General features: G+C 66.8%; 17 protein-coding genes, 1 tRNA gene and 1 pseudogene. 12 read left to right on the forward strand and 7 right to left on the reverse strand.

Features of this window, described 5'->3' with window-relative positions; genetic code table 11:
• Window positions 1–39: 39 nt before the first annotated feature.
• The 5 genes and pseudogenes from ACH107_RS20450 to eno all read left to right on the forward strand — a co-directional run.
• Window positions 40–372: pseudogene (locus ACH107_RS20450) on the forward strand (tyrosine--tRNA ligase); the annotation flags it as partial.
• 75 nt (window positions 373–447) lie between these two features.
• Window positions 448–870 (forward strand): Fur family transcriptional regulator, encoded by a 423-nt coding sequence (locus ACH107_RS20455; RefSeq protein ID WP_412507382.1) that lies wholly within the window; start codon window positions 448–450, stop codon window positions 868–870.
• Window positions 867–1748 (forward strand): DMT family transporter, encoded by an 882-nt coding sequence (locus ACH107_RS20460; RefSeq protein ID WP_412507383.1) that lies wholly within the window; start codon window positions 867–869, stop codon window positions 1746–1748. The genes ACH107_RS20455 and ACH107_RS20460 overlap by 4 nt, the downstream gene beginning before the upstream one ends.
• On the forward strand, window positions 1748–2638 hold the full coding sequence (locus tag ACH107_RS20465) for a DMT family transporter (protein ID WP_310692142.1): 891 nt from the start codon (window positions 1748–1750) through the stop codon (window positions 2636–2638). The genes ACH107_RS20460 and ACH107_RS20465 overlap by 1 nt, the downstream gene beginning before the upstream one ends.
• Window positions 2639–2687: 49 nt before the next feature.
• Complete coding sequence (gene eno / locus ACH107_RS20470; RefSeq protein WP_412507384.1) at window positions 2688–3962, forward strand: phosphopyruvate hydratase; 1275 nt, start codon at window positions 2688–2690, stop codon at window positions 3960–3962.
• A gap of 51 nt (window positions 3963–4013) precedes the next feature.
• Here the strand turns inward: eno and ACH107_RS20475 are convergent, their stop codons facing one another.
• Complete coding sequence (locus ACH107_RS20475; RefSeq protein WP_412507385.1) at window positions 4014–4283, reverse strand: glycine zipper 2TM domain-containing protein; 270 nt, start codon at window positions 4281–4283, stop codon at window positions 4014–4016.
• A 187-nt stretch (window positions 4284–4470) separates the two neighbouring features.
• On the opposite strand from ACH107_RS20475, the gene ACH107_RS20480 reads away from it, so the two are divergent.
• On the forward strand, window positions 4471–4902 hold the full coding sequence (locus tag ACH107_RS20480) for a cupin domain-containing protein (RefSeq protein WP_412507386.1): 432 nt from the start codon (window positions 4471–4473) through the stop codon (window positions 4900–4902).
• Between the two features lie 587 nt (window positions 4903–5489).
• Here the strand turns inward: ACH107_RS20480 and ACH107_RS20485 are convergent.
• The 5 genes from ACH107_RS20485 to pdxH all read right to left on the reverse strand — a co-directional run bounded on the left by ACH107_RS20485 (window position 5490) and on the right by pdxH (window position 11523).
• Window positions 5490–9137, reverse strand: coding sequence for a vitamin B12-dependent ribonucleotide reductase (locus ACH107_RS20485; protein WP_412507387.1), 3648 nt, complete (start codon window positions 9135–9137; stop codon window positions 5490–5492).
• 508 nt (window positions 9138–9645) lie between these two features.
• Window positions 9646–9722 (reverse strand) — tRNA-Pro (locus ACH107_RS20490).
• Window positions 9723–9766: 44 nt separating this feature from the next.
• Window positions 9767–10273, reverse strand: coding sequence for a DUF192 domain-containing protein (locus ACH107_RS20495; protein ID WP_310702874.1), 507 nt, complete (start codon window positions 10271–10273; stop codon window positions 9767–9769).
• On the reverse strand, window positions 10228–10776 hold the full coding sequence (locus tag ACH107_RS20500; RefSeq protein ID WP_310692219.1) for a cold-shock protein: 549 nt from the start codon (window positions 10774–10776) through the stop codon (window positions 10228–10230). The genes ACH107_RS20495 and ACH107_RS20500 overlap by 46 nt, the downstream gene beginning before the upstream one ends.
• Window positions 10777–10920: 144 nt before the next feature.
• A complete protein-coding gene (gene pdxH / locus ACH107_RS20505; RefSeq protein ID WP_412507388.1) occupies window positions 10921–11523 on the reverse strand; it encodes a pyridoxamine 5'-phosphate oxidase in 603 nt (200 codons plus the stop codon).
• 133 nt (window positions 11524–11656) lie between these two features.
• Here pdxH and fabI point away from each other — a divergent pair, with 133 nt between their 5' ends.
• From fabI to ACH107_RS20535, 6 genes are all read left to right on the forward strand, one after another.
• Window positions 11657–12463 carry an enoyl-ACP reductase FabI gene (gene fabI, locus ACH107_RS20510; RefSeq protein ID WP_310692217.1) on the forward strand — a complete coding sequence of 269 codons (807 nt, stop codon included), beginning with the start codon at window positions 11657–11659 and terminating at the stop codon, window positions 12461–12463.
• A gap of 3 nt (window positions 12464–12466) precedes the next feature.
• On the forward strand, window positions 12467–12988 hold the full coding sequence (gene gpt / locus ACH107_RS20515; protein WP_310692216.1) for a xanthine phosphoribosyltransferase: 522 nt from the start codon (window positions 12467–12469) through the stop codon (window positions 12986–12988).
• On the forward strand, window positions 12985–14160 hold the full coding sequence (locus ACH107_RS20520) for an aminotransferase (protein ID WP_310692215.1): 1176 nt from the start codon (window positions 12985–12987) through the stop codon (window positions 14158–14160). The genes gpt and ACH107_RS20520 overlap by 4 nt, the downstream gene beginning before the upstream one ends.
• A 69-nt stretch (window positions 14161–14229) precedes the next feature.
• Window positions 14230–16080, forward strand: coding sequence for a peptidyl-prolyl cis-trans isomerase (locus ACH107_RS20525; RefSeq protein ID WP_412507389.1), 1851 nt, complete (start codon window positions 14230–14232; stop codon window positions 16078–16080).
• Between the two features lie 3 nt (window positions 16081–16083).
• Window positions 16084–17595 carry an anthranilate synthase component I gene (trpE, locus tag ACH107_RS20530; protein WP_412507390.1) on the forward strand — a complete coding sequence of 504 codons (1512 nt, stop codon included), beginning with the start codon at window positions 16084–16086 and terminating at the stop codon, window positions 17593–17595.
• Window positions 17596–17729: 134 nt separating this feature from the next.
• Window positions 17730–18107 carry a DUF983 domain-containing protein gene (locus ACH107_RS20535; RefSeq protein WP_310692068.1) on the forward strand — a complete coding sequence of 126 codons (378 nt, stop codon included), beginning with the start codon at window positions 17730–17732 and terminating at the stop codon, window positions 18105–18107.
• A gap of 58 nt (window positions 18108–18165) precedes the next feature.
• Here the strand turns inward: ACH107_RS20535 and ACH107_RS20540 are convergent, their stop codons facing one another.
• A complete protein-coding gene (locus ACH107_RS20540; protein ID WP_412507391.1) occupies window positions 18166–18780 on the reverse strand; it encodes a divergent polysaccharide deacetylase family protein in 615 nt (204 codons plus the stop codon).
• Between the last annotated feature and the right edge of the window lie 107 nt (window positions 18781–18887).

Below are 18887 nucleotides of genomic sequence, written 5' to 3' on the forward strand. Positions count from 1 at the left end.
TCCTAGATCATCGAGTAAAAGTTGTTGGTGGAAAAAGTATTGACTACACTGGGGCACGGGGGGGGGGCGGCGCCCCCCGCCGAGGCCACCGCGCGCGAGGTCTTCGAAAAGGGCGGCGCGGGTGGCGAGTTGCCGACCCTGACGCTGGAGCCGGCCGAACTGGGCGACGGGATCTCGGTGGTGCAGCTCATCGTGCGCTCGGGGCTTGCGGCCAGCGGCAAGGAGGCCAAGCGGTTGATCGCCGACAACGGCGCACGGTTGGACGATGCGCCGCTGACCGATGCGGGCCGCATGATCACCGCGGCCGAGCTTGCCACACCGATCAAGCTGTCCGCGGGCAGGAAACGCCATGCCATGGTGGCGCTGGGCTGACCGCGCGCCCGCCCGGCGGCCGGGGCCGGAATCGGGGCTGGCGACGCCCGGCGCGATCTTCTAAGGATCGGGACCATGTCCAAGACGATCCTCGAGAGATGCGCGGCCCGGGGCCTGCGCCTGACCGACCAGCGCCGCACCATCGCGGGCGTGCTGGACGCGGCCGAGGACCATCCCAACGTCGAGGACCTGCACGCCCGCGCCATGCGGGCCGATCCGCGCATCTCGCTGGCCACGGTCTATCGCACGGTCAAGCTCTTCGAGGAGGAGGGCATCCTCGACCGCCTGGATTTCGGCGACGGGCGCGCCCGCTACGAGGCGGCCGACCAGGGCCACCACGACCACCTGATCGACCTGGAAACCGGCGCGGTCATCGAATTCATGGATGACGAGATCGAGGCGCTGCAGGACCGTATCGCCCGCAGGCTGGGCTACCGGCTCAAGGGCCACCGGCTGGAGCTTTACGGTGTGCCGCTCAAGCGGGGCGGGTCCAAGTGAACAACCTCATCGGCGCCCTGTGGATGATCATGGCCATGGCCTTCTTCGCCCTGGTCGATACCTACATCAAGCTGGCCACCGTCAGCGTGCCGCGCGCGCAGGTGGTGGTGGTCATGGGGGCCGTTGGGCTGCTGGCCTTTGCGCTGGCCGCGCGGGCCCGCGGGCTCAAGCCGATGCCGCCCGAAATTTTCCGCGGCCCCTCGCTGCTGCGTGCGGCCGGCGAGGCCGGGGCGACCACCTGTTTCGTCTTCTCGCTGTCCGAGGTGGACCTGTCGCTTTTCACCACCATCGTGCAGGCCAACCCGCTGATCGTCGTGCTGGGCGCGGCGCTGTTTCTGGGCGAGCCGGTGGGCTGGCGGCGCTGGGCGGCCATCCTCCTCGGCATGGTCGGCGTGCTGATCGTGCTGCGCCCCACGGGCGAGGGGTTCAACGCCTTCGCGCTGCTGGTGTTTCTGGGCGTGCTGTCGCAGTCGATCCGTGACCTCGCCACCCGGCGCGTCGCCGAAGGAATCCACACGCTGCAACTCTCCTGCGGGTCCTTTCTGGCGCTGATTGCCGCCGGGTTCATCATCGGCATCGTCCAGAACACGCCACCCATGCGCCCCGAGGGCATGGCCTGGCTCTATCTCTTTGGCGCCGCGGGTCTTTTCATGCCCGCGATCTATGCCATGGTCGCGGCGATGCGGGTGGGTGAGATCGGCTTCGTCGCGCCCTTTCGCTACAGCCGCATCCTCTTCGGGCTGGGCCTGGGCGTGCTGATCTTCGGCGAGAGGCTGGACGCCTACACCCTGACCGGGGCCACGCTGATCGTCGGCACCGGACTTTATTCCTTCTGGCGCGAGACCCGCAAGCGCCCAACCGAGGGCGCGCCCGGCTGATGGAGAACCTGCGCGGCGCCGCCTTCATGACCCTGTCGATGCTGGGCTTCGCCATCGAGGACGCCCTGATCAAGACCGTGGCCGCGCGTCTGCCCGCCGGGCAGATCATCGCCCTGCTGGGGCTGGCGGGGGCACTGCTGTTCTGGGCCTGGCTGGCGCTGCGGGGTCAGCGGCTCTTCGTGCCCGCGCAGCTGGCGCCGCGGGTGCTAATGCGCACCGGCTGCGAGGCCCTGGGCACCGCCTTTTTCGTCACCTCCCTGACGCTGATCCCGCTGACCCTCGCCTCGGCGGTGATCCAGGCGACGCCGCTGGTGGTGGCCCTGGGGGCCGCGCTTTTCCTGGGCCAGCCCGTGGGCTGGCGGCGCTGGACGGCGATCGGCGTCGGCTTTGCCGGGGTGCTGCTGATCCTGCGGCCCGGCAGCGCCGCGTTCGACCCGCTGGTCCTGCTGACGGTGGCCGGGATGCTGGGGCTGGCCGGGCGCGATCTTCTGACCCGGGCCATGAACTCGGATATCACCGGGCCGCACCTGTCGATCATGGCCTTTCTGGGCCTCGTGCCCACGGGGCTGTTGCTGGTCGCGTCGCAGGGCCAGCCGCTGCTGCTGCCCACCCTGCCCGAGGCGGCGCTGCTGAGCATCTGCGTGGTGATCGGCATGGCCGCCTATCTCGCCATCATCGCCGCCACCCGGGCGGGAGATGCCGGGGTGATCTCCTTGTTCCGCTATGCCCGCATGGTCTTTGCGCTTGCCATCGGCTGGCTGATCTTCCACGAGCAGCCCGACACCCATACCCTGGCCGGTGTGGCGATCGTCATCGCCGCCGGGCTTTACACCCTGATCCGGGAACATCGGCTGCGCCGGGCTTCCCTCAGGGCCGCCAAGCCGTTATAGCAGCGGCGAGCCCTCCCGTGTTTGCGCTAACAAGCCCAAAGGACACCCCATGAGCACCATCATCGACATCCACGCCCGCGAAATTCTCGACAGCCGTGGCAACCCCACGGTCGAGGTCGACGTGACCCTCGAAGACGGCACCATGGGCCGCGCCGCCGTGCCCTCGGGCGCCTCCACCGGCGCCTACGAGGCGGTCGAGCGGCGCGACAACGACAAGTCCCGCTACATGGGCAAGGGCGTGCTGGAGGCGGTCGAGGCCGTCAACGGCGAGATCGCCGAGACCCTGCTGGGGTTCGATGCCGCTGAACAGGTCGCCATCGACCACGCCATGATGGAACTGGACGGCACCGACAACAAGGGCCGGCTGGGCGCCAATGCCATCCTCGGCGTCTCGCTGGCGGTGGCCAAGGCGGCGGCAGACTTTTCCATGCAGCCGCTGTTCCGCTACGTCGGCGGCACCTCGGCGCGGGTCCTGCCGGTGCCCATGATGAACATCATCAACGGCGGCGAACATGCCGACAATCCGATCGACATCCAGGAATTCATGATCATGCCGGTCAGCGCGGATAGCATCCGCGACGCCGTGCGCATGGGCTCGGAGGTGTTTCACACGCTGAAAAAGGAACTGACCGCGGCGGGCATGTCCACCGGCCTGGGCGACGAGGGCGGCTTTGCCCCGGAACTGGGCAGCACCCGCGAAGCGCTGGATTTCATCCTCAAGTCCATCGAGAAGGCCGGCTACAAACCGGGCGAGGACATCTTCCTCGCGCTGGATTGCGCGGCCACGGAATACTTCAAGGACGGTCGCTATGTCCTTTCCGGGGAAGGACAAACCCTGACATCCGAGGAAAACGTCGCCTACCTCGAAGCGCTGGTGGCCGACTATCCCATCCTCTCGATCGAGGACGGCATGTCCGAGGACGACTGGGATGGCTGGGTCGCCCTGACCAAGGCCCTCGGCGACAGCGTCCAACTGGTGGGCGACGATCTTTTTGTGACCAACCCCGAGCGGCTGGCCACGGGCATCGACAAGGGCGCGGCCAATTCCATGCTGGTCAAGGTCAACCAGATCGGCAGCCTGACCGAAACCCTGCAAGCGGTCGAGATGGCCCACCGCGCGCGGATGACCAATGTCATGTCGCACCGCTCGGGCGAGACCGAGGATGCCACCATCGCCGACCTCGCCGTGGCGACCAACTGTGGCCAGATCAAGACCGGCTCGCTGGCCCGCTCGGATCGGCTGGCGAAATACAACCAGTTGATCCGCATCGAGGAAGCCCTGGGCGCGGCCGCCACCTACGCGGGCCGGTCGGTCCTCAAATAGGTCTGGCGGATCGGTGCCCCGTCAGGTGGACGCCGAAATCACGCGTCACCCTTACGGACAGGGCGCCTTGTAGTAGGTGCCGTCCCCGCGCGCGTAGGCGCAGGTCTGACCGTTCTGGTTCTGGGCTACGACGGTGCCCGCGGCGGCCCCGCCGAGAGCGGCAATCATGCGCCAGTCATCGTCGGCCTTCAATACATCGGCGGCGACCAGCCCGGCGGCCGCCCCACCGGTCATGCCGACAACCGTGCGTTGCTGGTCGGTCAGGTTTTGACAGGCCGTCAGGACGGACAGCCCGAACAGGGCGAGGATCAGCGATTTCATGACAGTCTCCTTGAACGTGGCGCGCCGGGACGCGGCGCATGTGGCTGACCTTTTCAGCGCGCCCACGCATGCGGCGACAGGTAGCAGCACAGTACTCGCTGATTTGCGGAATTCCGCCGATATAGGCTGAAATGTCGGCGGGTTTATGCCAATTCTAAGTGAGAACGCACCATACCGGAGTCCTCAAATGACCGCTGACGAGATTATTGCCCGCCTTGGCCTCATCCCGCACCCCGAGGGCGGTCACTACCGCGAAACTTGGGTCGCCACCGACCGCGTCGCGGATCAGCCCGACCGGCCCGCTGGCACCTGCATCCACTTTCTGTTGCAAGCGGGGGCGCGCAGCCACTGGCACCGGGTCGATGCCACCGAGATCTGGCACTTCCACGCCGGGGCGCCGCTGGTCCTCTCCATGGCCAAAACCGATGCCGGGCCACGCAGCGACCACCGCCTAGGCCCTGATCTGGAAGAGGGTGAGAAGCCACAACTGATTGTGCCGCCCCACTGGTGGCAAGCCGCCGAGACAACGGGGGACTGGACGCTGGTCAGTTGCACCGTCTGCCCGGATTTCCGCTTCGAGGGCTTCGAGCTGGCGCCACCGGATTTCGACATCCCCTAGGCCAAGAAAGGGGGCGCTGCCCCCGTCCCGCCTTGCGGGACTCCCCCGGGATATTTGGGGTCCAGAGAAAGGCCCCGGCAGAGGGTCATCAGGTGCCATGCCGGGGCCCGGAGCTTTCTCCGGACACGGTCATCGGCGTCCCCGCCTGTACCGCACCTGCAGTATGTCCGATTCCGGTTGATGAACCGTTACCGTTTTCTTTGGACCTGAAATATCCCGGGGTGAATTGGCCGCGAGGCCAAGAGGGGCTGGCCCCTTCTCGGTCGGCGCGGGCGCAGCCCGCGGCGAAAGAACGAGCCCCCTGCCAGTGTCCCGCCCTTCCCCGGTGAATGCCGCGCATTCATCGTCCAAGGGCAGAGCGGATTGGCCCTGCCAAACTATGGAGTCCGCCGCTGCAACTGCGCGGTACATGAAAAAACGGGGGCCGAGGCCCCCGCTTGAGGTTCGCCGTCCAGGCTCAGTTCCTTGTACCGCCCGGTTTCTGCCTGCGGCCTGGACGTCGGCAGCGCGAGCGCACCCGCGCCGTGCTCTTTGGAGCGCCTCTGGCGCTCCGGCGGGGCGGATCACGGTCCGCCCCGCCGTCTGTCTCAGCTACACCCGCTGGTCCCGCCGCAGGTGTTGCATTTCATGCAGGTGCCGTTGCGCACCAGCGTGTAGTTGCCGCAATCGCCGCAGGCCTCGCCCTCGAAGCCCTGCATCTTGGCCTTGTCGCGGGCCGTCAGTGATGTGACCCCGGTGGCCTGGGCCATGCCGCCGCCCGTTGCGACCGCGGGCATCATGGTATCCAGCCCGGTTTGCACGTCCGCCGCGCCGTCAAGCCCCCCGGCGCCGCCCTGCAGCACCACCAGATCCTGCGGGACGCGCTTGCGGAGATAGCCGGTGGAGCTGATCTGCTTGAGCACCTCCAGGCTGCGCGACGAGGCGCTGTCGGACATCTCCTTGATGTTGGACACGCCCTCTTCCTCGCCCCGGCCGAGATCGTCGAAGGACGCGCCCTCGGGCTTCACATGGGCCAGGTCGGTCCGGTCCAGGTAGGACACGGCCAGTTCGCGGAAGATGTAGTCGAGGATCGAGGTGGCGTTCTTGATGCTGTCATTGCCCTGCACCATGCCCGCCGGTTCGAACTTGGTGAAGGTGAAGGCATCGACGAATTCCTCGAGCGGCACCCCGTATTGCAGGCCCACCGAGACGGCGATGGCGAAGTTGTTCATCATCGCGCGGAAACCGGCGCCTTCCTTGTGCATGTCGATGAAGATCTCGCCCAGGTTGCCGTCCTCGTATTCACCGGTGCGCAGGTAGACCTTGTGCCCGCCGACCACGGCCTTCTGGGTGTAGCCCTTGCGGCGTTCCGGCATCTTCTCGCGGTGGTTGCGGACGATTTCCTTGACGATGACCTTCTCGACCACTTTCTCGGCCAGCACCGTGGCCTTTTCCCGGGTCGAGCCGCTTTCCAGGGTCTCCTGGGCCTCCTCGTCGTCCCCGACCAGGGCCGCGGCCAGCGGCTGCGACAGCTTCGAGCCGTCGCGGTAGAGCGCGTTGGCCTTCACCCCCATGGACCAGCTGCGCTCGTAGGCGGCCTGGCAGTCCTCGATGGTGGCATCGTTGGGCATGTTGATGGTCTTGGAGATCGCCCCCGAGATGAAGCTCTGCGCCGCCGCCATCATGTCGATGTGGCTGTTGACGCCCAGGTAGCGCGTGCCCCTCTTGCCACAGGGGTTGGCGCAGTCGAAGACGTGGTAGTGCTCTTCTTTCAGGAAGGGCGCACCCTCCAGCGTCATGGTCCCGCAGACATGGTCGTTAGCGGCCTCGATATCGGCCTTGTTGAAGCCCAGATGCGCCAGCAGGTCGAAGGTCGGATCATTCAGCCGCCCGGCCGGGATACCCAGCGTTTTCTGGCAGAACTCTGCACCCAGCGTCCACTGATTGAAGACGAAGCGGATGTCGAAGGCGCTCGGCAGCGCCGCCTCGATCTTGGCGATTTCGGCTTCGCCGAAGCCGTGCCCGATCAGCGCGGTGTGGTTGATGCCGGGCGCGTTGCCCAGCGAGCCATGACCCACGGCGTAGGCGACGATCTCCTCGATCTGCGCGGGGCCGTAGCCCAGCTTTTCCAGCGCCGCGGGCACCGACTGGTTGATGATCTTGAAGTAGCCACCGCCGGCCAACTTCTTGAACTTCACCAGGGCGAAATCGGGCTCGATCCCGGTGGTGTCGCAGTCCATGACCAGCCCGATCGTGCCGGTGGGCGCGATCACCGTGGCCTGGGCGTTGCGATAGCCGTTCTTCTCACCAAGGCTCAGGGCCTCGTCCCAGGCCAACTTGGCCAGCCCCACCAGGCGGGCGTCGGGGCAATTGGCGTGATCGAGGGCCACCGGCTTGACCTCGAGGCCTTCGTATCCCTCGGTCGCGCCGTGGGCGGCGTTGCGGTGGTTGCGGATCACCCGCAGCATGTGCTCGCGGTTCTTGTCGAACTTGGCGAAGGGGCCAAGCTCGCCCGCGATCTCGGCGCTGGTGGCATAGGAGACACCGGTCATCATGGCGGTCAGAGCCCCGGCCAGAGCGCGGCCCTCCTCGCTGTCGTAGCCCAGGCCCATGTTCATCAGCAGGCCGCCGATGTTCGCGTAGCCCAACCCCAGGGTGCGGAAATCATAGGATCTCCGCGCAATCTCCTTGGAGGGGAACTGCGCCATCATCACCGAGATTTCCAGCGTCAGGGTCCACAGGCGCGTGGCATGCATGTAGTCCTCGGCCTGGAACTGTCCGTCCTGATAGAAGGTCAGCAGGTTCATCGAAGCCAGGTTGCAGGCCGTGTCGTCCAGGAACATGTATTCCGAACAGGGGTTCGAGCCACGGATCGCCCCGTCCTCGGGGCAGGTGTGCCAGGCGTTGACCGTGTCGTGATACTGGATGCCCGGGTCGGCGCAGGCCCAGGCGGCATGGCCGACTTTTTCCCACAGGTCGCGGGCCTTGACGGTGCGGGCCACCTCGCCGTTGGTGCGGTTGATAAGCTCCCAGTCGGCATCCTCGCGCACGGCCTTGAGGAAGGCATCCGTCACCCGGATCGAGTTGTTGGAGTTCTGCCCCGAGACCGAGTTGTAAGCCTCGCTGTCCCAGTCGGTGTCGTAGGTGGGGAACTCGATGCTGTCATAGCCCTGCTTGGCGTAGTCCAGCACGCGCTTGACGTAGGTCTCGGGGATCGCGACCTTCTTGGCGTCGCGGATGGCGGCCTTGAGCGCGGCATTGGTCTTGGGGTCGCAGGCGTCCTCGGTCTTGCCGTCCCAGGCCTTGATGGCCGCGAAGATCTCGTTGAGCCGCGCCTCGTGCATCTTGGAGCCGGCAACGATGCTGGCGACCTTCTGTTCCTCCAGCACCTTCCAGTCGATGAACTCCTCGATATCGGGGTGGTCGGCATCCACGATCACCATCTTGGCGGCGCGGCGCGTGGTGCCGCCCGACTTGATCGCGCCCGCCGCGCGGTCGCCGATCTTGAGAAAGCCCATCAGGCCGCTGGACTTGCCGCCGCCAGACAACGGCTCGCCCTCGCCGCGCAGGTGGCTGAAGTTGGTGCCGGTGCCCGAGCCGTACTTGAACAGGCGCGCCTCGCGCACCCAGAGATCCATGATGCCGCCATCGTTGACCAGGTCGTCGCGGCAGCCCTGGATGAAGCAGGCGTGCGGCTGCGGGTGCTCATAGGCGCTCTGCGAGGCGGCCACCTCGCCGGTGCGGTGATCGACATAGTGGTGCCCCTGGCTTGGGCCGTCGATGCCATAGGCCCAGTGCAGCCCGGTGTTGAACCACTGCGGCGAGTTCGGCGCGGCGCGCTGGGTGGCCAGCATGTAGCGCATCTCGTCGAAATAGGCGCGGGCGTCCTCTTCGGTGGAAAAGTAGCCACCCTTCCAGCCCCAGTAGGTCCAGGCCCCGGCCATGCGGTCAAAAACCTGCTTGGCGCTGGTCTCGCCCGTCAGTGTCGCGCCCTTGTCGGCCTCGGAGCGCCACAGGAATTCCGGCACGCCCTTTTCCTTGATCCGGCGCAGCTTGTCCGGCACGCCCGCCTTGCGGAAATACTTCTGGGCGATCACGTCGCTGGCGACCTGGCTCCAGCGGGCGGGGATCTCGCAATTCTCGAGCTTGAATACGGTGGTCCCGTCGGGATTGCGGATCTCCGACGTGGTGGTCTTGAACTCGATGTCCGCGTAAGAGTCCTGCCCGGCCTTTGTAAAGCTGCGTTCGATCTTCATTGTTGTCCCTCGTGCCTCTTGTTCATGGTCGGCGTTGCGACCCATTCGTAACTTTCGCGCGGCCCTTTGGCCCCGTGCTTTGCCGTTCGCAGGCAAACAGGCCTTCGAGTGCCCCAAAACACGGGGGCCACGAACCTGCTGCGCCGCCCGGCGCGCTGCCTCTGCTTCGGGTTTGTGTCCCTGCCGGTCCGCCACTAAATGTAGTGCACTCCTGATCGGCTCGCACAAGATGGCAAATCTACACCTGGTGGGTCAACGTCATTTTAGCACCAAATGCGGGATTTTGAGCTTGACCAAGGCGGGGGGCAGGTCGCCTGCGCGATTCCTCCACCGGCTTGTTCACAAACGGGGGCAAACGGCGCGGTCGAAAATTGCCGCCCACCTCAAGCGCCTGCCGCCCAAAGCTCAGACAGTGCATCAAGCACCACACGCCAAGGCTGCGAGTCGCGCCCGACGCCGCCGCGTGTCGCAGGCGCGCAACAGCGCCGGTTCATGGGTTGGGGAAAAGTGGTCGGGGCGGCGAGATTCGAACTCACGACCCCCTGTACCCAAAACAGGTGCGCTACCAGACTGCGCCACGCCCCGGACCACGGCGCCGATCTACTTGCCCCGGCGGCGCTTGAAAAGCCCTAATCGGCCGGACAGGGCCAGGCGCCATCCGGCCCGATAGCCGGGTGGCGCATGACGTCGCCCTCGGCGATGCCCAACCGCGCGGCCAGCCCGCCGTTGATCTCGAGCACGAACTGCACCGCGTCGCCGCCGGGAATCGCAGTCTCATCGCCAGGGCGGGCATTGGCGTGCAGCCGCGTCAGGCGGCCGGTTTCATCGAAGAACAGCATGTCCAGAGGGATCAGCGTGTTGCGCATCCAGAAGCTGACAGGCTGAGGCTCGGGATAGACGAAGAGCATCCCGGCAAGGGTCGGCATCTCTTCCACGAACATCAAACCGCGCGCCCGGGCCTCGGGCGTATCCGCCACCTCGACCGAGACGCGCGCCTGCCCCCAGTCACCCCGCAGAGTGATACTGTCGGCTGAACAGGCCGCCGGGGCGGCGGACCCCAGCACGCACAGGAACAGCGTCAGCGCCGCTGTCAGTCCGCGATATCCGCGGCATCCTCTCGCAGACCGGCTTCCCATGGCAGAACCTCCGTCGCCATGAGGCCCCGCGTTCCTTCGACGGTCCGCACCCCGATGGCTTCACCGGGAATCAAATCAGCAAGACCGGACCGGCGCAAGACCTCGATATGGACAAAGACATCGTCCTCGACCCCGAAGATATTGGCGAAGCCGAAGCCCTTGACCTTGTCGAACCATTTGACCCGCGCAGGGTGCATCGGGGCAGCGGCCAGATCTTCGGCACTCATGTCGGCAAAGTCGCTCAACCCCCCGCCGATCACGGCGTCGGGCACCTGGATATCGCGCACCTCGGCGGCCTGAAGGCCACGGTCGGTCTCAAGGACGACCAGTTCGACCTCGGCCCCGTCAGCGACGGAGCTTTGCCCAAAGTTGCGCAGCACATTCGCGTGCAACAGAATGTCGGGGCCGCCATCCTCGGAGACGACGAAGCCGAACCCCTTGCCCGGATCGAACCATTTCACGTGGCCACGGCACACCTGCCCGTTGCTGTTGTCATCAGTCATTCGCTTGGCCCCCGAACCCAACAGATGCCAATCTACGCGGGCATCAGGGCGATTACCTGCGGCCTTACCGGGGCAGTTTCAAGCCTGATCTTTTGTCCAAAATTCTACGACGCGTGAAATTTCGGGGATAATTTTCGCGTCGTGTCAGGGGTTAAGCCTCTGAACAGACCAGGTTTTTTTCGCGTCGCGCGTCCACCGGAACCTGTCGTGAAGTCGGAACGCCCCATCCGCCCAAAACTCGATTTGCACAGGCGCAATGCGATACCCGCCCCAGAACGGCGGCCGCTCGGGATCGGTCCCCTTCTCGGCGGTGATCCGTGCCACGTCGGCCAAAAGGGCACTGCGCGAGGAAAGCGGTTCCGACTGCCGCGAGGCCCAGGCGCCCAGCCGGCTTTTCAGGCTGCGGCTGCGGTAATAGGCGTCGGCCTTGTCGCCCGCCTCGCGGGTGACGGTACCGCGCACGCGGATCTGGCGGCGCAGGCTTTTCCAGTGCATCACGAAGGCGGCCGTGCCCGTCGCCTCGATCTCGGCAGCCTTGGCCGACCCGTAGTTGGTATAGAAGACGAAGGCATCGTACTCGATCTCCTTGAGCAACACCATCCGCGCGTTGGGCATGCCCTCGGCATCCGTGGTCGCAAGGGCGATGGCATTGGGGTCGTTGACCTCGGCCTTCTCGGCCTCGGCCAGCCAGCGCCGGGCGATCTCGAAAGGGTCGTCGCCCGCGAATATGCCGGTGCGGTCGGTCATGGTGGTCTCCTGCGCGTTGTGCCGTTTCAATCCCGGACCTAGCACATCCCGCCCCCGGGCAAAGGCCGCTTGATGCTGTGTGACGCTTGGCTTACACCGTTCCCAACAATGGGTGGCACGGCGGGAGCAAGGCATGTCTTCGAACTTGATGCAGGGAAAACGCGGGCTTGTCATGGGCCTGGCCAATGACAAGTCCATCGCCTGGGGCATCGCCAAGGCTCTCGCCGGGGCCGGGGCGGACCTGGCCTTTTCCTACCAGGGCGAGGCGCTGAAAAAGCGCGTCGGCCCGCTTGCCGCCGAACTGGGATCGGACATCGTGCTGCCCTGCGATGTCGGGGACGAAGCCTCCATCGACGCGCTTTTCGAGGGGCTGCGGCAACGCTGGGACAGCCTCGATTTCGTCGTCCATGCCATCGGCTACTCCGACAAGAGCGAGCTGCGCGGCCGCTACGTCGACACCAGCCGCGCCAATTTCGCCATGTCCATGGATATCTCGGTTTACTCCTTCACCGCCGTGATGCAGCGCGCCGAAAAGATGATGACCGACGGCGGAAGTGCCCTGACCATGACCTATTACGGGGCCGAACAGGTCATGCCGCATTACAACGTCATGGGCGTGGCCAAGGCCGCGCTCGAGGCCAGCGTGCGCTACATGGCCGAGGACCTGGGCAAGGACGGCATCCGCGTCAACGCCATTTCCGCCGGGCCGATCAAGACGCTGGCCGCCAGCGGCATCGGCGATTTCCGCTACATCCTCAAGTGGAACGAGCTGAACTCGCCCCTGCGCAAGAACGTCACCATCGACGAGGTCGGCGGCGCAGCGCTCTACCTGCTCAGCGATCTGGCCGGCGGCGTCACGGGCGAGGTGCATCACGTCGACGCGGGCTATCACGTTGTCGGCATGAAGGCCGTCGACGCCCCCGACATCGACAAGAGCTGAGCCATGGTCGACAACCGCCTGCCACACGAAAAAGGGTTCCACGTCAGCTGGGACCAGCTGCACCGCGACAGTCGGGCGCTGGCCTGGCGGCTGGACGGCTACGGCCCCGATGACGGCGCCTGGCGCGCCGTGGTGGCGATCACCCGCGGCGGCATGGCCCCGGCCATGATCGTCGCCCGCGAACTGGACATCCGCACCGTCGACACGATCTCGGTGAAATCCTACCTGTCGGGCGGCGGCAAGGCTGACCAGCGCCGCGAGGCACAGGTCCTGAAAAGCCCCGACGCCGAGATCATGGGCGATGGAGAGGGGGTGCTGATCGTCGATGACCTGGTCGATACCGGCAAGACCCTCGAGCTTGTGCGCGAGATGTATCCCAAGGCGCATTTTGCCACCGTCTACGCCAAGCCCCAGGGCGAGCCGCAGGTCGAGACCTTCATCACCGGGGTCAGCCAGGACACCTGGATCTTCTTTCCCTGGGACATGGCGCTGCAATACGTCGAACCCTACCGGGGCAAGGATTGAGCCCGAGCCGGACCGCCGCCACATTCCCGCCGCCGGTCATGGAGGCGCGGCGTTGGACCCTTGGAGTCCGCTTTACCGACGCGTGCCCCCTAATCAACGTCAGTCAGGCCGCGCCGGTCGCCCCGCCCCCGGACGCGCTGCGCCAGGAAATGGCCCGCCTGGTGGTCGAGGACCCGGGCAGCCACCTCTATGGCCCCGTGCTGGGCCTGCCCGAGCTGCGCGCCGAGGTCGCGCACCAGTGGCGCGCCGGCTACGGCGGGGCTGTCACCCCGGAAAATGTCGCCATTACAAGCGGTTGCAATCAGGCCTTCACAGCCGCAGTGGCCAGCCTCTGCGGCGAGGGGGACGAGGTGATCGTCCCGGTGCCCTTCTACTTCAACCACGTGATGTGGCTGGACATGGCAGGGGTGCGCATGGTGCCATTGCCCACGGGCGCGGGCCTGATCCCCGAGGCCGAGGCCGCAGCGGCCCGGATCACCGACCGCACCCGCGCCATCGTTCTGGTCAGCCCCAACAACCCCGGCGGCGTCGAATACCCCGCCGAGACCCTGCGCGCCTTCTTCGATCTGGCCCGCGCCCATGGCCTGGCGCTGATCGTCGACGAGACCTACCGCGATTTCGACAGCCGCAGCGGCGCGCCGCATGACCTGTTCACCGGCGACTGGGACGACACGCTGATCCAGCTATATTCCTTTTCCAAGGCCTATCGGCTGACCGGGCACCGGGTCGGGGCCATGGTCGCCGCCCCCGCGCGGCTGGCGCAGGCCGAGAAGTTCCTCGATGCCGTCACCATCTGCCCCAACCAGCTGGGCCAGCGCGCCGCGCTCTGGGGGATGCAGAACCTGGGCACCTGGCTGGCCGGCGAACGCGACGAGATCCTGGCCCGCCGCGCCGCGATCGAAGCGGGCTTTCCACGGCTCGCCGACAAGAGCTGGCGGCTGCTGGGCTGCGGGGCCTATTTCGCCTATCTGGAACATCCCTTCGACATCCCCTCGGACGTGCTGGCCCGGCGGCTGGTCAGGGAGGCGGGCGTGCTGCTTCTACCAGGCACCATGTTCCGGCCTGCGGACGATCCGGCCGGGGCGCGGCAACTGCGCGTGGCCTTCGCCAATATCGACAGGGCGGGGATTTCAACGCTCTTTGATCGGCTGGCCGCCTACAGGCCTGACTGATCCGCTTGCACCACTGCGCGCCCGGCCCTATTGAGGCGGAACACCACGCAACAACAGGCAGATGGCACCATGGCTGACGGCAGCAAGAAGTCCCGCCCCTTCGTCTGGATCGTGATCGGCTTGCTGATGTTCGGCATGGTCGGCTTCGGGGCTACGGGCCTGACCGGCCGGATCAATTCCATCGGCACCGTCGGCGGCCTGGAGGTCCCGGTCAGCGCCTACAACCAGGAACTGCAAAACCGCATCCAGTCGCTGTCCGCCGAGGCGGATGAACCGCTGTCCTTCACCCAGGCGCGCGAGCGCGGCGTGCCCGACCAAGCCCTGCAACAGGTGATCCAGTCGCGCGTCCTGGACAACGAGATACGCAAGCTGGGCGTCTCGGTCGGCGACGACACGGTACGGCGCGAGGTGCTCGACACCATGGCCTTCGCCGGGCCGGATGGGAATTTCAATCGTGAACAATACCGCGCCGTTCTGCGCGACAATGGGCTGACCGAGGAACAGTTCGAATCCCGCATCCGCGACGACAGCGCCCGCGCCCTGCTGCAACAGGCGGTGATCGGCGGCCTGCCCCAGCCCGATGTCTATGCGCAGACCGTCGCCGCCTACATTGGCGAGGAGCGCGATTTCACCTGGGACACCCTGAGGCCGCAGGATCTGGACAGCCCCCTTCCCGACCCCACCGAGGCAGAGTTGCAGGCCCACTATGAAGACAACCCCGAGGCCTATACTGCGCCCGAGACCAAGGACCTCACCTATGCCTGGCTGACCCCGGACATGATCCAGGATCAGGTCACGGTGGACGAGGCCGAGCTGCGCGAGGCCTACGAGGACCGCCTCGACGAATTCGTCCAGCCCGAGCGGCGCCTTGTGGAACGGCTCAGCTTTGGCACGCAGGAGGCCGCCCAGGCGGCGCTGGACCGGCTCGACGCCGGCGAGATCGGTTTCGACGACCTGGTCGCCGAGCGCGGCCTGGAGCTCTCCGACGTCGACCTGGGCGACGTGACCGAGGACGAGCTGCGCGATGCCGGCGCGGCGGTGTTTTCGGCCGCATCGGGCGATGTCGTCGGACCGCAGCCCAGTCCGCTGGGCCCGGCGCTGTTCCGCGTCAACGCCGTACTGGCCGCGCAGGAAACCCCCTTTGAAGAAGCCCGCGCCGTGTTGCGCGAGGATCGCGCCGCCGCGCGGGCCCGCCGCGTGATCGAAGACCAGATCGAACCCGTCACCGACCTGCTGGCCGGGGGGGGGCGTCTGGAAGACCTCGCCGAGCAGACAGACATGCAGCTGGGCGAACTGGCCTGGACCCCGGAGATCCGCGACGGAATCGCAGCCTACGCGGGCTTCCGCGAGGTCGTGGCGGGGCTGGAGCCCGACACCTTCCCCGAACTGCACGAACTGGAGGACAGCGGCCTATTCGCGGTGCGTGTGGACGAGGTCCGCCCGCCCGAGTTGCAGCCCTTCGAGGCGGTCCGGGCACAGGTGGCCGCGGACTGGCGCGCCGCCGAGACCCGCCGCCAGCTGCGCGCCCGCGCCGAAGAGATCGCCGCCGGTATCGACGCCGAGACCGAGTTCACCGAGATTGGCCTCGACGGCGCTGTCGCGGAACGGGGCCTGACCCGGCGCAGCTTTCTCAACGGCACCCCGCCGGACTTCATGACAAGTCTGTTCGAACTGGACACGGTGGGCGAGACCCTCGTGGTCGACGGCGAAGAGGGGGTCATCGTCGCCCGGCTCGACGCCATCGCGCAGCCCGGCGTGGACGATCCGGCGGTCTCCGCCCAGGCCGAAGCCGTCGCCGAACGCGCAGGCCAGGGGATGGCCATGGATATCTTCACCGCGTTCACCCAGGCCGTGCAGGCCGACACGGAGATCACCATCGACCAGGCCGCGATCAACGCGGTCCATTCGAATTTCCAGTAAGCCATGGCGCTGGTCCCGGAATTCGAGGTCTTCCGCCGGGGCTTTGAGGCCGGCCGGAACCAGCTTGTCTACACCCGGCTGGCCGCCGACCTGGACACGCCGGTGTCGCTGATGCTGCGGCTCAACGCGGCCGGCAAACACGCCTTCCTGCTGGAAAGCGTCACCGGGGGCGAGGTGCGCGGGCGCTACTCGATCATCGGCATGACCCCCGACCTGATCTGGGAGTGCCGCGGCGAGACCGCCCGGATCAACCGCCAGGCCCGGATCGACGACGCGGCCTTCGAGACCGTCCCGGGGCACCCGCTTGAGAGCCTGCGCGCGGTGCTGGCCGAAAGCCATATCGACCTGCCCGAGGACCTGCCCGCCGCCAGTGCCGGTTTGTTCGGCTTTCTGGGCTATGACATGATCCGGCTGGTGGAACATCTGCCGGACGTGAACCCCGACCCGCTGGGCCTGCCGGATGCGGTGATGCTGCGCCCCTCGGTCGTGGCGGTGCTGGACGGGGTCAAGGGCGAGGTGATCCTGGTGGCACCCGCCTGGGCCAATTCCGGGCTCTCGGCCAAGGCCGCCCATGCCCAGGCCGCCGAACGCGTGATGGAAGCGCAGCGCGCGCTGGACCGGCCCATGCCCGAACAGATCCGCCGCCTGGGCGAGGCCGAAGCCGAGGGCGCAGTGGTCAGAAACTTCACCCACGAGGGCTACAAAGCCGCCGTCGAAAAGGCCAAGGATTACATCAAGGCGGGCGACATCTTCCAAGTTGTGCCCGCACAGCGCTGGACCCAGAGCTTTCGCGAACCGCCCTTCTCGCTCTATCGGTCGCTGCGGCGGACCAACCCCTCGCCCTTCATGTTCTTTTTCAACTTCGGCGGATATCAGGTGATCGGGGCCAGCCCCGAAATCCTGGTGCGGGTCATGGATGGCGAGGTCACGATCCGCCCCATCGCGGGCACCCGGCCGCGCGGCGCCACCCCGGCCGAGGACAAGGCCAACGAGGCCGACCTGATCGCGGACGAGAAGGAACTGGCCGAACACCTCATGCTGCTCGATCTGGGCCGCAACGACGTGGGCCGGGTCGCCAAGGTGGGCACGGTGCGCCCGACCGAGGAATTCATCGTCGAACGCTATTCCCATGTCATGCACATCGTCTCGAACGTGGTGGGCGAGCTGGCCGAGGGCCACGACGCGCTCTCGGCCTTCTTCGCGGGGATGCCGGCGGGCACCGTCTCGGGCGCGCCCAAGGTGCGCGCGATGGAGATCATCGACGAATTGGAGCCGGAAAAGCGCGGCGTCTACGGCGGCGGCGTGGGCTATTTCAGCGCCGGCGGCGACATGGACATGTGCATCGCCCTTCGGACGGCGGTGTTGAAGGGCCAGGACCTCTACATCCAGGCCGGGGGCGGCGTCGTTCACGACAGCGACCCGGAAGCCGAGTACCAGGAGACGGTCCACAAATCCAACGCCATCCGCCGCGCCGCCGCCGAGGCGCACCGGTTCACGTCCGGGGGCGGGAACTGACGGGCGGGCCCTGCCCGGTCGGCAGGCACGCCAAACCGTGATACCCATGCGGTGTCACAGATCGTCCCGTGCGGGCGCGCGGCCGCGTGATCCGGCACAATTGCCGATCTTGGCCGCGAACAGACACGAGCAGAATGGACAAGGCCATGGCACCAGACGACACTCGCGACTCCCGAAAAGCAATGTTCAGAGGGTTCCGGCTGGCGTGCCCGTCTTGCGGGACCGGCCGGCTCTTTCGCGGCTACCTCAAGGTCAAGAACAAATGCGACTGCTGTGGGCAGGAGCTTCACCACGCGCGCGTCGATGATGGACCTGCCTATTTTACCCTGTCGGTGGTGGTTGCAATCGTCTTTCCGCTGTTTGCCGTGATATATTCCTTCTTCGACCCCGAGCCCCTTTGGGTCGCTCTGGGGATGATGGCGCTTGCAACGGGTCTGGCGCTGGTCATCCTGCCCCGCGTCAAGGGTCTGTTCATCGGCCTCCAGTGGGCGAAGCGCCTTCACGGCTTTTAAGGCCGGTTAACCATCGGGCGACGGGCTGTACCACGAGGATATGCAGACCCCGGTTCCCTCACTCGGCCTCGCGCAGCACCGCAGAGACGGGCACCTGGGCCAGGTCGACCGCGCGCTTGTCGTTGCCCCAATTGATCAGCGCCGTCACCGTGTCAGGCCGCAACCGGCCCAGCAGCACCACGCCGCCGTCCTGACGCGCGCGCGCGGCGGCCCGGTCCACGAGGCGACGGATGGCGCTTGCGTCCTGCCCCGCGCCGTCGAGGTCACGAAAGATCGTGGTCGCGGGCACGCCGGCCTGTTCGGCCAGCCGGCCGGCGGTGTTCAGTTCTCGGTCGCGCGACAGGTAGCCGCGCCCGGCCTCGGCCAGGATCTGCATCATCTGCTCGGTGGCTTCCCGGCTGCCCAGCGACCCGGCGTCGATGTCGAGCAGGGCGACGGTTTCGCTCAGATCCGCGAAGCTGCCTTCCAGCGCCACCTCGACATCCTGCGGCGTGGCACCCTCGGGCAGCCGTGCGCGGATCACGGCCTCGACCCCTTCCGCACGATAGGCCGCCAGCAACTCTGCCGCGCCATCGGCGGCCGGATCGATGGCCACGGTCACCGGGAAGGGAAGGAAAGCGACCAACGCCGGACCCGCCGCCATCTGGCCGGCGTCGATCAGGACAATGGCCATGGTGGGCAGGCCATCGGGACCGGCACTTGCCGGTCGCGGATGATCTCGTCGATGCCCTTGATCAGCCCCTCGGCGCGCCGGTGGGCCAGTTCGGCGGTTTTCACCGG

Source organism: Roseovarius halophilus (ex Wu et al. 2025) (assembly GCF_047086965.1).